Genomic DNA, 16803 nt, shown 5'->3' on the forward strand with positions numbered 1-16803 from the left:
CACCACGGGGTCCCAAGGGGAGACACGACATGAAGATCTACCAGCCCATGCTCTTCGTCGGCCTCGGCGGCACCGGCGGACGCATCGGCAGCGAACTGGAGCGGAGCCTGCGCAGGGAGCTGTGCGGCCCCGACGGCACCGACCTCGTCGACGGCGGCAAGCGGCTGCCCTTCCAGCTGCCCGAATGCCTCCAGTTCGTGTACGCCGACTTCAGCGAGGGCGACCTGCTGCGCCAGCCGCAGTTCCGGGCCAAGGGTTCCGAGAGCCAGGCCTTCGCCCGCACGTCCCGGATGGTCCGGGACCTGCTGCCGGCCGAGTTCGACTCCTCCCCCGAGGTGACCCGCATGCTGCGGATCGCCCTGCACGAGGAGACCCGGTCGTGGCTGCCGCCGCAGGTCCGCCAGCCCCGGGTCGCCCCCCTGCACGCCGGCGCGGGCCAGCTGCCGACCGTGGGCCGCGCCGCGCTGTTCGCGACGATGCGCTCCGGCCTCGAACCGGTACTGCGCCAGCTGCGCGAGGCGATCAGCGCCATCGGCACCGCGGCGGGCGACCTCCAGCGGGTCGGCGGCGGCCGGATCCGCGGCTGCGACGTCTTCGTCGCCTTCTCGGTGGCAGGCGGCACCGGAGCCGGGATCTTCTACGACTTCCTCCACCTCATCGGCCACGAGTTCCGTCACGCCAAGGTGCGCGGCGTGAAGATCTATCCGCTGGTCGTCATGCCCTCCGCGTTCCCGCCCGAGGCGGGCGGCGGCCGCGAGGCCGAACTGAACGCGGCCCGCGCCCTGGTGGACCTCTCGCGGCTCGTCGACGACCAGAACGTGCCGGACGCCCTCGACGAGGTCGGCGACGTCGCACAGCGGAGCCGGATCGGCGTCCACTACCCGGGGGAGGGCGTCGTCGCGCTGCGGCCCTCGACCGTGCAGACCGCCTTCCTCTTCTCCAAGCCCTCCGTGATCCGGTCCGAGGACCTGCGCCGCTCCATCACCGCCATGGTGATGTCCCTCATCGGCACCGAACTCAGCGAGGACACCGGCGGCGCGGGCAACCGCGGCGAGGACGACTACCAGTCCTTCGCCGCCAGCTTCGTCAACAAGGCGGTGGAACGGTCCACCCCCGCCCGTACCGGCATCGGCTACCGCGGCATGTCCACGAGTCTCGCGGCCTCCCTCACCGTGCCGGTCGACGACCTCGCCGAGATCGTCGCCGCCCGCCTCCTCGCCCAGGCCGTCCGCGGCATGACCGAGAAGGCCCGGCGGCCCTCCTCCGAGGCCTCCGAGCTCGTACGGGAACTCTTCAACCGCTCCGGCATCGGCCGGCTGTGGACCCGGGAGGCCCCGGACGTCCTCGACCCCGAGGAACTCCCGCGCGGGAGCCGGGCGATCACCAAGGCGCTGCGCGACCGGCTCGGCGACATGCAGGACTCGCTCGAACGCCTGGAGACCAACCTCGACCGGGAAGTGCCGCGTCTCATCGAGGAGTTCAAACCGGGCGCCGGAGCCCGTGAACTCCTCGACAAGGTCGGGCCCTTCCAGCTCGAGGCCATCCTGAACGGCCTGCCGGGCCACCCCGACCGGGTCGCCAGGGAGGGGTTCACCGGCATGCTCGACAACCGGCGCAACGAACCCGAACGGCCCGGGCACGTCCAGAACGCGGCCCCCGTGATCCCGCACATCAGGCGCACCGCCGCCGGCCTCGTACCGGCGCGGTGGACGGACCCCGACGTACAGGACGCGCTCGCCGCACAGCAGGACTGGTACCAGTGGCGGGCGCGGAAGCTCTGGCACAGCGCCTGGCAGGGCGGCGAGCCGCAGTGGCGGGACCCGCTGCACCGGATCGTCCACGACCTCGGCGAGCTGACCAGGGCGCTGCGCGCGCACGAACAGGACGAGGGACGGCTGTTCGCCGACCGCAGGCGCGAGCTCTACCGCGACGACCGCACCGGCATCACCTATCTGCTGCCCCCGCAGAACAGCCTGCGCGCCTTCTACGACGACGTCCTCGACCGGCTCGCGCAGAGCGAGCGACTGCCCGAGAACGTCGACGCCGCCACCCTCCTGGGCCGGCTGGTCCGCCCCGAGGACTGGCGCTCGGCCCTGGACGCCGTCCGCCGCTCGCCCGGCGCTTCGGTCAAGGAGATCAAGCAGGTCGTGGAGCAGCGCGTCAAGCGGCTCTTCGGCGAGGCCAACGAGGACCGGTACACACGTCCGCTGCTGCCGTCGATGGAGCTGCTGCTGCGGGCCGCGTCCGGGGACGAGGCGGCCGAGTCGAAGATCGACGTCCGCTGGCTCGAACAGTTCCGCGCGGGTCTCGCCGGGCTGCTCCCGGTGGGCTTCAGCCCGGACGGCAGCGGGCCCCTGAAGATCCTCATCGTGCATCCCGCGAGCGAGTCCGACGCCCGCGCGGCCGAGTACCTCGCCGAGGAGCTGAACCTGCCGGCCGGGGCGACCCAGGAGTACCGGGCCGTCGACACCGACTCCCTGACCGTGGTCCTCTTCCGCAGCGGGATGAACCTCACCGACATCTCCGAGGTGCGCAGCGTCCTCTCCCTCTGGGCCGACGCACGGGACTCGGCGGGCGAGGACGACTTCCTGCACTGGCGGCAGCGGCTCGGCTACCAGGACGACTGGCTGGTCTCCACCGAGGACGACCGGCAGCGGATCCTGCATCGGCTGCTGAACGCGATGTGGAACGAACACATCACCGTCGAGGGCCCCGCCGACTCGCCCGAGACGGTCCGGATCCGGCTCCAGGAAGGCGAGTCCGCGTCGATGTCGCTGCGCCTGGAGGGCTTCGACGGGGGGCTCTCCAGCTGGGCGGGGCTGCTGCGCGCCTACGAGCGCTGGGCACTGCTCGACGAGGGCCGGATCATCGAGGAGTTCTGCGAACGGCTGATGCGCGCGCTGCCGAAGGGGCTCGCCCGCACGCCGGTGGGTCCCTCGCCGCTCTTCGTCCACTTCGTCGAGAAGGTCGCCCCGCGCCAGCTCGTCCGCATCGAGGAGATGGCCGCGGAGTACGGGCAGGAGAACGCGGAGTGGCTCGCGCCGCTGCGCCACTTCTGGGAGGTGACCTTCCCCGGCGCCCTGGACATGCGCTTCTCCGGGGCCGGCCTCGCCACCCGCCCCACCCTGCGCGCCCTCTTCGAGCGCCACGCACCGGCGGCGGCACCGGCATCGGCGAAGGTGCCGAGCCCGGCGCCGGCACCGGCCGCGGAGTCGGTACGGGACGACCTCCCGCCACGGCCCGAGCCCGCACGGCCCCGGTACGAGGAGCCGCGGTACGAACGGCCCGGGTACGAGCAGCCCAGGTACGAGCAGCCTCGGCACGAGCAGCCCGGGTACGAACAGCCCAGGTACGAGCAGCCTCGGCATGAGCAGCCCGGGTACGAACAGCCGCGGTACGAGCAGCCCGGGCGCGAGCAGCCCGGGTACGAACAGCCCCGGGACGAGCCGCGGGCGTCGTACCAGCCCCGGCGGGAGCCGGAGACCGAGGACGCGCGCAACCCCTGGCCCATGGAAGGTGACGAGGAGTGAGCCCGCGCGCGATCCCGGACCATCCGGTACCCGGTCATGCCGTGTGCCTCGACCTGAGGGCCGGGGTGCACGACCCCGACGGCGCGGTGCGCGCGGCCCTCGCGGCACCGCAGCCACGGGGCAAGCGGCGCTTCCTCGTCCTCGACGACGCCGACCGGCTCGTCGCCCATCAGCTCCTGCACGAACGCCTGTCGTCCCACGGCCCCGCGCAGATCGTCTGCGTGGCCGTCGCCGCCCCCGGGCAGCGGACCCTGAGCCGCTCGCTGACCCTGCGGCCACCGGGCGCCGGGGTGCTGTGGCTCCTCGACGGCTCCGACGACGCCGCGCTGCGCCCGCTCGTCGACGTCGTGTCCACCCCCGAGGTGTTCGACGCCGTGCTGCGCGCCCTCGAGGGCGTGGTGCGGGGCGTGGCCGTCCCCTCCGCCCGCGTCCTGGAGCACGACCTGACCGACGAGGCCCGCGCGCGTTCCTGGCGACAGGCGGTGGAGGGCCTGGCCGGACCCGACGTCCCGGCCCACGCGCCCACCGAGGCGGTCCCCGCCGAACTCGCCCTGCTCCTCGACGAGTCCGTGCCGCGCTCCCTGTCCGGTCACGACTGGCTGCCGGCCCATGGCCGGGCCGGCGGCCTGCTGCGTACCTGCGAGGAGGCGCTGGACGACGCCGTCGAGGGCCATGCGTGGGTGCGGGGCCCCGCCGGTCTGCTCACCGGGTCGGGCCGGTCGCTCGACCTGCCCGGCGACATCGAGCGGGTGGCGGGCGCCCTGGCCCGGTTCCGTACCGCCGTGGCCGACGCGTTCGCCGCCGCGGGCGGCACGCGGCTCACCGCCGAGCACCGCGGGCATCTGCGGGACCGGGGCATCGAACTGCCCGAGATGCCACGGGAGATCTCGCGCGCGGGGATCGTCCCCGCGCTGCGCGACCACACCCACGAACTCATCGGCCGACGGCTCCCGCTGCGGTCCGTCGCCGCCCGGCTCGCCGCGCTCTCGGCGCGCACCGCTCCGGCGGGCAGCGCCGCCCGGCTCGCCCGGCTGGACGAGATCTGCGGTTCGGAGGAGATGAACCGCCTGGCCGCGCAGCACCCGTTCACGGCTGGCGGCTCACGCGCCGTCGCCGCGGCCGTCACCGCCGTCCTCGCCTTCCTGGCCGGGCTCTGGCCCGGCGCCGGCTGGGCCCTCGGCCCCGCCGTCGGCGTCCTGAGCGGGGCCCTCGCCCATCTGATGCTGCGGCGCAGGCCCAATCGCTCGCCGGACGGACGGCTGGACGGCGGAGGCGCCACGGGCGCCGCGCCCCGGCTCCTGGGCGGCCTCGCCGGCGGGGCCGCCGGGGCGGGCCTGGGGCAGCTCCTCGGCCTCCCGCTCTGGGCAGGCGCGGCGACCCTGCTGGTGGCCGTGGCCGCCGTCGTGACGCTTGCCCTGCGGGACTGGACGCGTGCCGTGGACGACTGGTGGTCCCGGGTGGACCCGGAGAGCGTGGGTCGGGTGCTGGGGGAGATCCACGCCCTCGTCGTCACGACCGCGGTGCACGACTGGCTCTTCGCCGACGTGCGCCACCACTGTTCGGACGGGGCAGGGGCGGTCGCCCGCCTGCTGCGCGGGCTCGCGGCCACCGCGGACGCGTACGACTACGGAAACGGGTACGGGTACGAGGACGGCGGGCGGAAGACGGAGGAGCGCGCCGACGCCCCGGCGAGCCCGGGCCCAGTGACCGCGGCCGCGGCCTGGAGCTGGCAGGACTGGGCGGACAGCGCGGGCGACGACGCCTGGTCCGACGTACGGGACGACCCACCGCCGTCGCCCCGCCCCGCCGCCTTCCCGGACCCGGCACCGGCCGCCGCCCCGGCCATGGCCCCGCAGCGGGCCGCGGCTTCCGCGCCGCCCTGGCTGGAACGCCGGTTCGGCGACGGGGGACCCGCCCTGGTGGACACCCTCGTCGCCGACCTCGTCGACGGCACCGTCCGCATCCTCGACGGCTGCTGGGCCGGGATCGAACGCGATCCGGCCAACGCCGGCCGGCTGCCGCTCGACGACCGGCTCACGGAGCTGCTCCACGAGACCCGGGTCCGGCTGGAGCGCGACGTGGCCGCCTCCCCACCGCCCGGCGGCGCGGACCGGGGCGAACGCCCCGACGCCGCCCGCCTCACCGGAGTCGCCCCGGACGCGGTCGCCCTGCTGCTCGCGGCCGACGACGACCCCGAACGCACGGTGCCGCTGTGCGGCCCCGAGCATCTGCGGATGCTGTCCCACGACCCTTCGGCCACCCGACAGGTCCGGTTCGTGCCCGAGGCGATGCGCCGCGGTGCCACCGGCGACGACATCTGGCGGGGCACGGCCGAGGACGTGGTGTGGACGGGCGCGGGACGCCACGCGGGCATCCTGCGCCTCGTGCCGCTGCGCGGCGACGTGGTGCGCATCGTCAGGGAAGAGGGGGCGGGAGCGCCATGATCGAGACGGATGCCGCACAACGCCCCGGCCCGCAGGAGGAGCTGGAGTTCTTCACGTACATGGAGGAGCCGATCAGGTTCGCCGTCCGCTACGGCGAGGACCGCAGGCTCCCCGGCCGCCCCGGCGTCCTGGCCCGGGAGGTCACCCTGAGCGCCGGCTGGCCGGTCCTTCAGTTCCGGCTGCCGCTCTCCGCGCAGGGAGACCCGCGGGGGTACGGGATGCTCGAACGGGAGGTCTCCGCCGCCGTCGCCCTCGAACGGCGTTACGGTGCCGAGAAGTTCGGCGAGGTCTTCACCCGGGTGATCGGCTTCGACCTGGAGTGCGCCGAGCCCTTCGTCCTCTACCGGATGCCGGGCGGCACCCCGCTCGCCGAGTGCCGGGACCGGCTCGGCGGAGACGAACAGCAGCACATCATCGCCCAACTCGCCCTCGCCGTACGCCTCCTCGACGAGGTCGAGCTGGTGCACCGGGCCATCGCGCCCGACACCGTCCGCTGGGACGGCACCCATGTACGGCTGTGCGAACCGTACGCGGCGCTGCGCACCGGCGAGGCTCGCGAGGCCTTCGGCGCGGCGCCCTGGGCCTCGCCCGAGCAGCGCGCGGGCCGCGGCGCGGCCGACACCCGCGACGACCTGTGGTCGGTTGCCAGGCTCGGCTACTACCTGCTCTCCGGTCACCCCGACCGGGGCGAGGGCCCGCCCGAGGACCTCGGTGACTACCGGCGCCTCGCCGCGCTCGAACACAGCGGCCTGTTCGCCGCGGAGGCGGCCGCACGACCGACCCCCGTCGAACTGATGCGGCTGCTCCACGTTCCCGATCCGCTCGCCACGGCGGTCGGCACCGCCGACCCGCTCAGCCGCGGCCGTGCCGAGTACGACGCCCAACTCGCCCGCAAGCGCGAGGTACTGAGGGGGCAGCGGCCGGGGGAGGGCCCCTTCCACAGCGGTTCGCGCAATCCGTACGAGCCTCCACCGGCCTCGTACGAGGGCCCGCGCAATCCGTACGACCTGGTGCCGCCGAGGCGCTCCCTGCGCGACCGCTTCTTCGGCGGTGGCGACCCCGACCCGACCCCGACGCCGCCCCCGATCACCCCGGAACCCTCCCCGCCACCGCCGACGCGGGGCCGGATGTGCCCGCACTGCCTGCTGCCCATCGAGTACGACGAGAGCCTGCTCGTCACCATCGACGCCAAGGGGAACCGGATCCCGCTCGACCTCAGCGGCGAACACCGCCCCGCACACCGGCAGGACGCCCTGCGCAAGGCGTACCACCTGTGCCCGCACGCCGGGGCGGGCGACGAGGCGCACGAACTCCCCGTGCCCTACCTCACCAACGGCGAGCCGCTGTCCATCGCCCTCGTCGGCAGCTCCTCCGTGGGCAAGACCCATCTCCTCGCCGCCATCCTCGGCGAGGTCGAGCTCGGCGGCCTGGAGCCGTACGGCCTGAAATGCCTGCCGCTCAACCCCGAGGCGCACCGCACCTTTCTGCGGGAACGGGTGCAGAGCCTGCAGCAGGGGCGGCAGCTGGGCCGTACGGGGCAGCAGACCTTCGCCCGGTTCGCCGACGGACTGCTGGTCTCCGCGCGCGGCGCGCTGCCCCGGCCGGTCGTCTTCTTCGACCTGGCCGGTGAGGACCTCGCCCAGGACGGGGAGGTCGCCCGCTTCCTGATGGGCGTCGACGCCTTCGTCTTCGTTCTGGACCCGCTGCGGGCGCTGCGGATGCCGTCGCTCGACCCGGTCCGCGAGCAGAACGGCCTGCCGCGCCGGGACCTGGGCGACGAGGCGTTCACGACGGTCCTCAACCGGATCCCGCGGCAGAGCGGCGGACTGGTGGGCGCGCCGGCGACGATCGCCGTCAACAAGTCTGACCTGGTGCGCTTCGAACCGGCCGTCGACCGCTGGCTGGGCCGTGCGCTGCCCCCGCGGCTCGACCGCGAGGCGCTGCGCGCCGAGAGCCGGGACGCGTACGCCTTCCTGGCCCATCACGCGAGCCCCGCCTGGCTCAAGCCCTTCGACGACTGTGCCCGCTGCACGCTGCACTTCGTCGCGGCGACGGGCGGGCAGGCCAAGGGGGACCGGTTCCCGCACGGGGCGCGGTCGCGCCGGGTCCTCGCACCGCTGCTGTCCATCTTCGCCATGTGCGGGCTGCTTCCCGAGGCGGAACCGAGCGAGGGGAGGGCCTGATGGCGCGGTCGGAGAACGAGGTCGACCAGATCGTCTTCCGCTGGGACAGCGAGAACGTCTCGGGCAGTACCGGATTCGGGCCCGTGGCCTGGTCGGCGCCGCGCGAGGAGGTGGAGACGCTCTTCGGGATCTTCGGGGCGCTGTTGCGCGCGAGCGGCGAGGAGACCCGGCCCGCGCTGCTCCGCCTGCATCAGCGCGCGGGGGTCCTGCTGATCCGCCGTACGCCGTGGACGGACCCCGGGGGACGGTCCTCCGTGATCTGCCACGCGCTCGTCGGGCCGCCGGAGCTGCTCGACCCCGCCACCTGTCTGGGGCTGCACGGGTGGAACTGGGAGGGTGCCGCGCTTCCCCTGGCGGACGTGCGCGGCCCGCTCGACGTCGTGCCTGCGCGGGCGCTGGCGCGCTCGTCCGGGCCGGGTCTCGGGGCCCTCGACCTGCCGCGCGTCGAGGCCGAACTCGTCGGTACTGCGGCCGAGTTGCTGCGGAATCCGCAGGCGAGGTTCACCCTGCTCGACGAGCGGGGGGACGCGGCGCCCGCCGTGCTGTCGGGGCTGCACGGCATGTTCGGCGGGCTCGTCCCCGACCGGCGCTGGACCTTCGCGAGCCACGACACGGTCGAACTTCCCGCGCTGCGCTTCGTGTTCGTCGGGCAGTGGGCGGGGGCGGCGAGCCGGAACACCGACCGCCGCCGCGTCGATCCGCGCGAACGCCTCGGCGACCGGGCGGAGGAGGTCGCGGCCCGGCTCGTCCACCACCACCTGTGGGCGCTGTCCGAGGGCGACGGACGGCGGGCGGCCGCGGTCGCCGACGCGCTGTGCTCGGTACCGGGGGCGGACCACCTCCCCCTGCTGGAGACGGCGGAGCGCGCGCTGACCACCCTCGACCGCGCGGCGTCCCGCGGGGCGCGGGCGGCGCGGGGTTCGGAGAGCGCGCGCGGCACCGGTCAAGACCCCGAGTCTCGGGGGTCCTGGGACACCGGGGCGTTCCGCGAGCACCGTGATGCGCGTGATCGGCGTGATCCGAGCGATCCGCATGATGGGAGCGATCCGCGCGAGCCCGGTTATCCGCGTGAGTCCCGTGATCCGAGCGATCCGAGCGGTCCGCATGATCGGAGCGGTCCGCGCGAGTCCCGTTATCCGAGCGACCCGCGTGAGTCCCGTGAGTTCCGTGATCCGAGCGATCCGCGTGATCCGCGCGGGGCCCGTGATCCAGGCGACCAGCGCGACCCACGCGAGTCCCGTGAGGAGCACGAGTCTCGCGTGCCCCGGGGGCACCGGCTCCATGAGGAGCCCGGACACCGGCCGTTCCGCGAGGACCCCGAGCCTCGCGGCGCGCACCCGCTCCCGGAGGGCGGCGAGCTTGCCGGTGCGTACCGGGAGGCCGCCGTGCCCCGGGAAGCCCCCGGTTCTCCGCGGGCCCCGCACGATGCCACGGTGCCCGGGGCGGTCCACGGCCCGGTGGCCGTGCCCGTCGTACCCCCGGAGTGGCGCGGGCCCGAGGGCGGTGCGCGGTGGCGGTTGCCAAGGCCGCGACGGCGGGGACGGGTCGCCGAGACCGGTCTCGTACGGCTGCTCGCCGCCTCGGCCGACGACGCCGAGGCGCGGATAGGAGCCAGCGCCGACGGCGAACTCCTCGACGCGCTGCGCCGGCCCCAGTCGTACACCGTCACCACCCTGCTCATGCGGGAGGTCGCCCGCCGCCTGCCGTCCTGGGACCATCCGTTGCGGAGGGAGTTCCGTGACCTCGTGATCGGCCAGGAGCTCTTCGCGACCGCCCCCCGCTCCACCCACCACGACGAGCCCGGCGAGGCCGAACGCGCCGCCAACGCCGCCGCGCTCCACCGCTGGGCCGTCCGTCCTCTCCTCGACGAGGGCAACGTCCCGGCCGGCGCACTCGTGGCGCTGCTGTCCCGGCTCCGGTCGAGCCCCGTCCCGGCCGCGCGGGCCGCGTTCCGGCAGATCGTGGACGACGAGAGACCGGGGCTGCCCGAGGAGGTCTGGCGCGCGCTCCTCAGGGAGGCGTACGCCCAGCCCCCGGCGTCCCGCCCTCCCGCCCCGGCGTCCCGCCCTCCCGCCCCGGGCGCGCCGCCGCTCCGGACCGTGGCGCCGCCGGCACCACCCCCGCAGCCCCCACGCCAGGAGGTAGCGCCCCCCGCCCCGTCCGGCGGTGACGACCGGGTCGTCGTCTTCGCCATCGTCGCGGTGCTCGCGATCGCGGTCATCTTCATCGTTTCGTACCTCATGACGGGGGACGGCTGACCGCTGCGAGAACCACGCGCGAGCCGCCCGGCTCCGTCAGGATGGGCGCATGGGATTCCATGTCGACTCCGAGACCGGGCGGCTCCGCCGCGTCATCCTGCACCGGCCCGATCTGGAGCTGAAGCGGCTGACACCCTCCAACAAGGACGCTCTCCTCTTCGACGACGTGCTCTGGGTGCGCCGGGCCCGGCATGAGCACGACGGATTCGCCGACGTACTGCGGGACCGGGGGGTCGAGGTCCATCTCTTCGGTGATCTCCTGCGGGAGTCGCTGGAGCTGCCCGCCGCCCGCAAACTCGTCCTCGACCGGGTCTTCGACGAGAAGGAGTACGGACCGCTGGCCGCCGACCATCTGCGCGCGGCCTTCGACTCCCTCGACGCCGCCGAGCTCGTCGAGGCGCTGGTCGGCGGGATGACGAAGCGGGAGTTCCTGGCCGCGCACCGCGAGCCGACCTCGGTCCGCTTCCATGTGATGGACCTGGACGACTTCGTCCTCAGGCCGCTGCCGAACCACATCTTCACCCGGGACACCTCGGCCTGGATCTACGACGGCGTCTCCATCAACGCGATGCGCTGGCCGGCCCGGCAGCGCGAGACGGTCCACTTCGAGGCGATCTACAAGCACCATCCGCTCTTCACCGGCCCCGAGGCGGGCAGCTTCCACCACTGGTCGGAGGGTCAGGCCGACTATCCGTCGACGATCGAGGGCGGGGACGTCCTCGTCATCGGCAACGGCGCGGTCCTCATCGGAATGAGCGAGCGCACGACTCCGCAGGCGGTGGAGATGCTGGCCCGCGGTCTGTTCGCGGCCGGTTCGGCGCGGACGATCATCGCCCTCGACATGCCGAAGTCGCGGGCGTTCATGCACCTCGACACGGTGATGACGATGGTCGACGTCGACACCTTCACCCAGTACGCGGGCCTCGGCATGCTCCGCTCGTACACGATCGAACCGGGCGACGAGGGCCAGTCGTTGCGGGTCACCGACCATCCGCCGGAGCACATGCACAGTGCGATCGCCGCCGCGCTGGGGCTGCAGGACGTCCGTGTCCTGACGGCGACGCAGGACGTGCACGCGGCGGAGCGCGAGCAGTGGGACGACGGCTGCAACGTCCTCGCGGTCGAGCCGGGCGTCGTCGTGGCGTACGAGCGGAACGTCACCACCAACACCCATCTGCGCAAGCAGGGCATCGAGGTGATCGAGATCCCGGGCAGCGAGCTGGGGCGGGGCAGGGGCGGGCCGCGCTGTATGAGCTGTCCGGTGGAGCGTGACGCCGTGTGAGGACGGGTGTGCGGACCGGCGGAACCGGTGGGGGGACTGGTGCGGGGACCGGTGTCAGGAGCCGTCGGGGCGACGAGTGGGCGGCGTCACTGTATAGCCATACTGGACCACGTATATACTTCCAGTCGTAGTCGCTGTCCCCGACCGTATCCAGGAGCGCCCCATGGCCACCGACCTCATCGGCCGCCACTTCCTCAAGGAGCTGGACTTCACCGCCGAGGAGTTCCGCGGTCTGATCGACCTGGCCGCCGAGCTGAAGGCGGCCAAGAAGGCGGGCACCGAGGTCCAGCGGCTGCGCGGCAAGAACATCGCCCTCATCTTCGAGAAGACCTCGACGCGGACCCGCTGCGCCTTCGAGGTCGCCGCCGCCGACCAGGGCGCCTCCACCACCTACCTCGACCCCTCCGGTTCGCAGATCGGCCACAAGGAGTCGGTCAAGGACACCGCCCGCGTCCTCGGCCGGATGTTCGACGGCATCGAGTACCGGGGCGACAGTCAGGCCAACGTCGAGGAGCTCGCCGCCCATGCCGGCGTCCCGATCTTCAACGGCCTGACGGACGACTGGCACCCCACCCAGATGCTCGCAGACGTCCTGACCATGACCGAGCACACGGACAAGCCGCTGGACGGCCTCGTGTTCGCCTATCTCGGTGACGCCCGCTTCAACATGGGCAACAGCTACCTGGTCACCGGCGCCCTCCTCGGTATGGACGTCCGGATCGTCGCCCCGGAGGCGTACTGGCCGGCCGGGGAGATCGTCGCCGCCGCGCGGAAGCTGGCGGAGACGAGCGGCGCGACGATCACCCTCACCGAGGACGTTGCCGTGGGTGTCCGGGGCGCCGACTTCGTGGCCACCGACGTCTGGGTCTCCATGGGTGAGCCCAAGGAGATCTGGGACGAGCGGATCGCCGACCTCGCCCCGTACTCCGTGACCATGGACGTCCTGCGCGCCACGGGGAACCCGGCCGTGAAGTTCCTGCACTGCCTGCCGGCCTTCCACGACCTGGGCACGGCCGTCGGCCGGGACATCCACGCCCGTCACGGACTGACCGAGCTGGAGGTCTCCGACGAGGTCTTCGAGTCGGCGCACTCCGTCGTCTTCGACGAGGCCGAGAACCGGATGCACACGATCAAGGCGGTCATGGTCGCCACCCTGGCGGGCGGCGCCTGACGGTCCCGCCTGCGCCGGTCGCGGCTGTGATGCTGCCGCCCGCGCCGGCCGCGCCCGCACCGGTCCCGCCCGCACCGGTCACGCCCGCGCCGGTCGGCGCAGTTCTGGTCCGCGTTGGCGCGGCACCGCGGGAAGGGTGAACCAGACCGCCTTGCCGTGCGCGGTGTGGCGGTGGCCGCAGTCGCTGCTCAGCGCGCGGATGAGCAGCAGGCCGCGGCCGTGCTCCTGCCATGGGTCCGGCGCCTCGCCGGGCTCGGGGCAGATCAGCTCTCCGGGGCGGGCCGGGCGCCGGTCGTGCACCTCGACCTGACAGCCGCCCGGCAGCAGCTCGACGACCAACTCGATGGGGTCCTCGCCGTCGGTGTGCTCGACCGCGTTGGCGACGAGCTCCGCGGTCAGCAGCTCCGCAGTGTCGCTGTCGGCGGGCGCGTCCAGGTCGGTGAGCGCCGTACGGACCAGCGAGCGGGCGATCGGCACGGCGGCGGTGGTGTGCGGAAGCTGGATGCGCCACGTGATGGGGTCGGTGGTGTCGACCATGGCTGGATCCGTTCGCCGAGGAAGGTGGGGGAGGACGGCGCGGCGCCGAGACGTCCTGCTTTCAACCTTACGAACCGCAAAAGTGAAATCCATGGGCACCCCCTCCCTCGCGGCGGGGTCCAGGGTCATCGATCGCCCGGGACCTTCGGACGCAAGGCCGGCCACCTCCTCTATCGCGCACTCGTGACGACAGTCACAATGCGGTGATACGCTCCGTACAGGAGGAAGGGAGGCCGTTCCGTATGAGCCCCTTTACCGGCTCCGCACCCCGCACCGAGCGCTGGCGCCATCTGCGCCTAGCCGTCGACGACGGCGTCGCCACCGTCACCCTCGCCCGCCCCGAGAAACTCAACGCGCTCACCTTCGGCGCCTACGCCGACCTGCGCGATCTGCTCGCCGAACTCTCCCGGGAGCGTGCCGTGCGCGCCCTCGTCCTCGGTGGCGAGGGCCGCGGCTTCTGCTCGGGCGGCGACGTGGACGAGATCATCGGCGCGACGCTCTCCATGGACACGGCGCAGCTGCTCGACTTCAACCGGATGACCGGGCAGGTCGTCCGGGCGATCAGGGAGTGCCCGTTCCCCGTGATCGCCGCCGTCCACGGCGTCGCGGCCGGAGCGGGCGCCGTCCTCGCCCTCGCCGCCGACTTCCGGATCGCCGACCCGACCGCCCGTTTCGCCTTCCTCTTCACCCGGGTCGGGCTCTCCGGCGGCGACATGGGCGCGGCCTACCTGCTGCCCCGGGTCGTCGGCCTCGGCCACGCCACCCGGCTGCTCATGCTCGGCGAACCGGTCCGCGCGCCCGAGGCCGAGCGGATCGGCCTGCTCAGCGAGCTCACCGACGACGGCGGCGCCGACGCGCGCGCCGCCGAGCTGGCCCGCCGCCTCGCCGACGGACCGGCCCTCGCCCACGCCCAGACCAAGGCCCTGCTCACCGCCGAGCTGGACATGCCGCTCGCGGCCTCCGTCGAACTGGACGCCGCCACCCAGGCGCTGCTGATGAACGGCGAGGACTACGCCGAGTTCCACGCGGCCTTCACCGAGAAGCGGACCCCGAAGTGGCAGGGGCGGTGACGGTGGCGCCCGGGGCCCGCGCATCGGAGCCCTCCGCCCCCCTTCGTATCGCGGTCGTCGGCGGCGGGCCCGGCGGGCTGTACGCCGCCGCGCTGCTCAAGCGGCTCGACCCCGACCGCGAGGTCACCGTCTGGGAGCGCAACGCCCCCGAGGACACCTTCGGCTTCGGCGTCGTCCTCTCCGACGAGACCCTCGGCGGGATCGAGCACGCCGACCCCGCCGTGTACCGCGCCCTCCAGGACGCGTTCGTCCGCTGGGACGACATCCACATCGCCCACCGCGGACACCTCCTCACCTCCACGGGTCACGGCTTCGCCGCCCTGGGCCGCCGCCGGCTCCTGGAGATCCTGCACGCCCGCTGCACCGAACTCGGCGTACGGCTCCGCTTCCGCACCGAGGCCCCACCCGCTGACGAGCTGGCCGCCACGCACGACCTGGTCGTCGCCGCCGACGGGGTCCACAGCCGGACCCGCGACACCTACGCGGACGTCTTCCGGCCCACGCTCACCACCCACCGCTGCCGGTACATATGGCTCGCCGCCGACTTCGCCTTCGACGCCTTCCGCTTCGAGATCGCCGAGACCGAGTACGGCGTGATGCAGCTGCACGGCTACCCCTTCTCCGCCGGTTCCTCCACCGTCATCGTCGAGATGCGCGAGGAGGTCTGGCGGGCGGCCGGCTTCGACGAGCTCGACGAGGAGGAGTCCACCGCCCGCTGCGCCAAGCTCTTCGCCGAGGCGCTCGGCGGCCGGGCCCTGCGCTCCAACAACTCCTCCTGGACCGCGTTCCGTACCGTCGTCAACGAGCGCTGGTCCCACGGCAACACCGTTCTGCTCGGCGACGCCGCCCACACGGCGCACTTCTCCATCGGCTCCGGCACCAAACTCGCCGTAGAGGACGCCCTGGCGCTCGCCGCCGGCGTCGAGGAACAGCCCACCCTCGAAGCGGCGCTCGCCGCGTACGAGACGGAACGACGGCCCGTCGTCGAGTCCACCCAGCGCGCCGCCGCCGCGAGCCTGCGCTGGTTCGAGGAGCTCGACGGCTATCTGGACCAGCCGCCCCGTCAGTTCGCCTTCAACCTGCTCACCCGCAGCCGCCGCGTCACCCACGACAACCTGCGGCTGCGCGACCCCGCCTTCACCGGATCCGTCGAGCGCGACTTCGGCTGCCCGCCCGACACCCCGCCGATGTTCACCCCCTTCCGGCTGCGCGGACTGACCCTCCGCAACCGGGTCGTCGTCTCACCCATGGACCTGTACGTCGCCGAGGACGGGCTCCCCGGCGACTTCCACCTCGTCCACCTCGGCGCGCGGGCCCTCGGCGGCGCCGGGCTCGTCATGACCGAGATGGTCTGCGTGAGCCCCCAGGGCCGCATCACCCCCGGCTGCACCGGCCTCTGGACCGACGAGCAGGCGGCGGCCTGGAGCCGGATCACCGCCTTCGTCCACGGACGGTCGCCCGGCACCGCGATCGGCGTCCAGCTCGGCCACTCCGGCCGCAAGGGCTCCACCCGCCGGATGTGGGAGGGCATCGACCAGCCGCTCCCCGACGGCAACTGGCCCCTGACGGCCGCCTCACCGCTCCCGTACAGGCCCGGCGTCAACCAGATCCCGCACGCCCTGGACCGGGCCGGGATGACCGCCGTACGCGAGGACTTCGTCGCCGCCGCCCGACGCGCCGCCCGCTCCGGCTTCGACCTGCTCGAACTGCACTGCGCGCACGGCTACCTGCTCTCCGGCTTCCTCTCCCCGCTGACCAACCGGCGGGACGACGCGTACGGCGGCGCGCTCGCGAACCGGCTGCGCTTCCCGCTCGAAGTCTTCGACGCGGTACGGGAGGTGTGGCCCGAGGACCGGCCGATGACCGTCCGTATCTCCGCCACCGACTGGGCGGAGGGCGGTACGACGGCCGAGGACGCCGTCGAGATCGCCCGCGCCTTCGCCGCGCACGGCGCCGACGCCCTCGACGTCTCCACCGGTCAGGTGGTCCCCGAGGAACACCCCGAGTACGGCCGCTCCTACCAGACCCCCTACGCCGACCGGATCCGTAACGCGCTCGCCGTCCCGGTGATCGCGGTCGGCGCGATCTCCTCCTGGGACGACGTCAACTCCCTCCTCCTGGCCGGCCGCGCCGACCTCTGCGCCCTCGCCCGCCCCCACCTCTACGACCCCCACTGGACCCTGCACGCGGCCGCCGACCAGACCTACCGGGGCCCGGCGGCCCCCTGGCCGGCCCCGTACCGCGCGGGCAGCCGCAAGCCCCCGACGGGCCGCACGGACGCGCCGAAGCCGCGGCTCACGCTGGGGTAGTCGTCACCCGGCGCCACCA

Annotated in this window: 9 protein-coding genes; 8 read left to right on the forward strand and 1 reads right to left on the reverse strand. The window is 73.7% G+C overall.

What is annotated here, in order from left to right; all coding sequences use genetic code 11:
* Nucleotides 1–29: 29 nt before the first annotated feature.
* The 6 genes from ABZ939_RS29615 (at nt 30) to argF (ending at nt 12868) form a co-directional block, all read left to right on the forward strand.
* Nucleotides 30–3530: a tubulin-like doman-containing protein gene (locus ABZ939_RS29615; protein WP_361861706.1), complete on the forward strand. Its 3501-nt coding sequence runs from the start codon at nt 30–32 to the stop codon at nt 3528–3530.
* On the forward strand, nt 3527–5974 hold the full coding sequence (locus ABZ939_RS29620; RefSeq protein WP_361861709.1) for a hypothetical protein: 2448 nt from the start codon (nt 3527–3529) through the stop codon (nt 5972–5974). The genes ABZ939_RS29615 and ABZ939_RS29620 overlap by 4 nt, the downstream gene beginning before the upstream one ends.
* Nucleotides 5971–8157, forward strand: a complete 2187-nt coding sequence (locus ABZ939_RS29625) for a hypothetical protein (RefSeq protein WP_361861712.1) — start codon at nt 5971–5973, stop codon at nt 8155–8157. The genes ABZ939_RS29620 and ABZ939_RS29625 overlap by 4 nt, the downstream gene beginning before the upstream one ends.
* The gene (locus ABZ939_RS29630; protein ID WP_361861715.1) at nt 8157–10415 is read left to right on the forward strand and encodes a hypothetical protein; all 2259 of its coding nucleotides are present in this window, start codon (nt 8157–8159) and stop codon (nt 10413–10415) included. Before ABZ939_RS29625 ends, ABZ939_RS29630 begins: the two co-directional genes overlap by 1 nt.
* Before the next feature lie 49 nt (nt 10416–10464).
* Nucleotides 10465–11697, forward strand: coding sequence for an arginine deiminase (locus ABZ939_RS29635; protein WP_361861718.1), 1233 nt, complete (start codon nt 10465–10467; stop codon nt 11695–11697).
* Between the two features lie 163 nt (nt 11698–11860).
* Nucleotides 11861–12868: an ornithine carbamoyltransferase gene (argF, locus tag ABZ939_RS29640; RefSeq protein ID WP_361861721.1), complete on the forward strand. Its 1008-nt coding sequence runs from the start codon at nt 11861–11863 to the stop codon at nt 12866–12868.
* 78 nt (nt 12869–12946) lie between these two features.
* Here the strand turns inward: argF and ABZ939_RS29645 are convergent, their stop codons facing one another.
* Nucleotides 12947–13405 (reverse strand): ATP-binding protein, encoded by a 459-nt coding sequence (locus ABZ939_RS29645; RefSeq protein ID WP_361861723.1) that lies wholly within the window; start codon nt 13403–13405, stop codon nt 12947–12949.
* Between the two features lie 242 nt (nt 13406–13647).
* Between ABZ939_RS29645 and ABZ939_RS29650 the strand changes: the two genes are divergently transcribed.
* Nucleotides 13648–14475 (forward strand): enoyl-CoA hydratase family protein, encoded by an 828-nt coding sequence (locus tag ABZ939_RS29650; protein WP_361861725.1) that lies wholly within the window; start codon nt 13648–13650, stop codon nt 14473–14475.
* On the forward strand, nt 14460–16784 hold the full coding sequence (locus ABZ939_RS29655) for a bifunctional salicylyl-CoA 5-hydroxylase/oxidoreductase (RefSeq protein WP_361861728.1): 2325 nt from the start codon (nt 14460–14462) through the stop codon (nt 16782–16784). The genes ABZ939_RS29650 and ABZ939_RS29655 overlap by 16 nt, the downstream gene beginning before the upstream one ends.
* Nucleotides 16785–16803: the final 19 nt, after the last annotated feature.

Source organism: Streptomyces sp. NPDC046712 (genome assembly GCF_040645695.1).
Classification (GTDB): domain Bacteria; phylum Actinomycetota; class Actinomycetes; order Streptomycetales; family Streptomycetaceae; genus Streptomyces.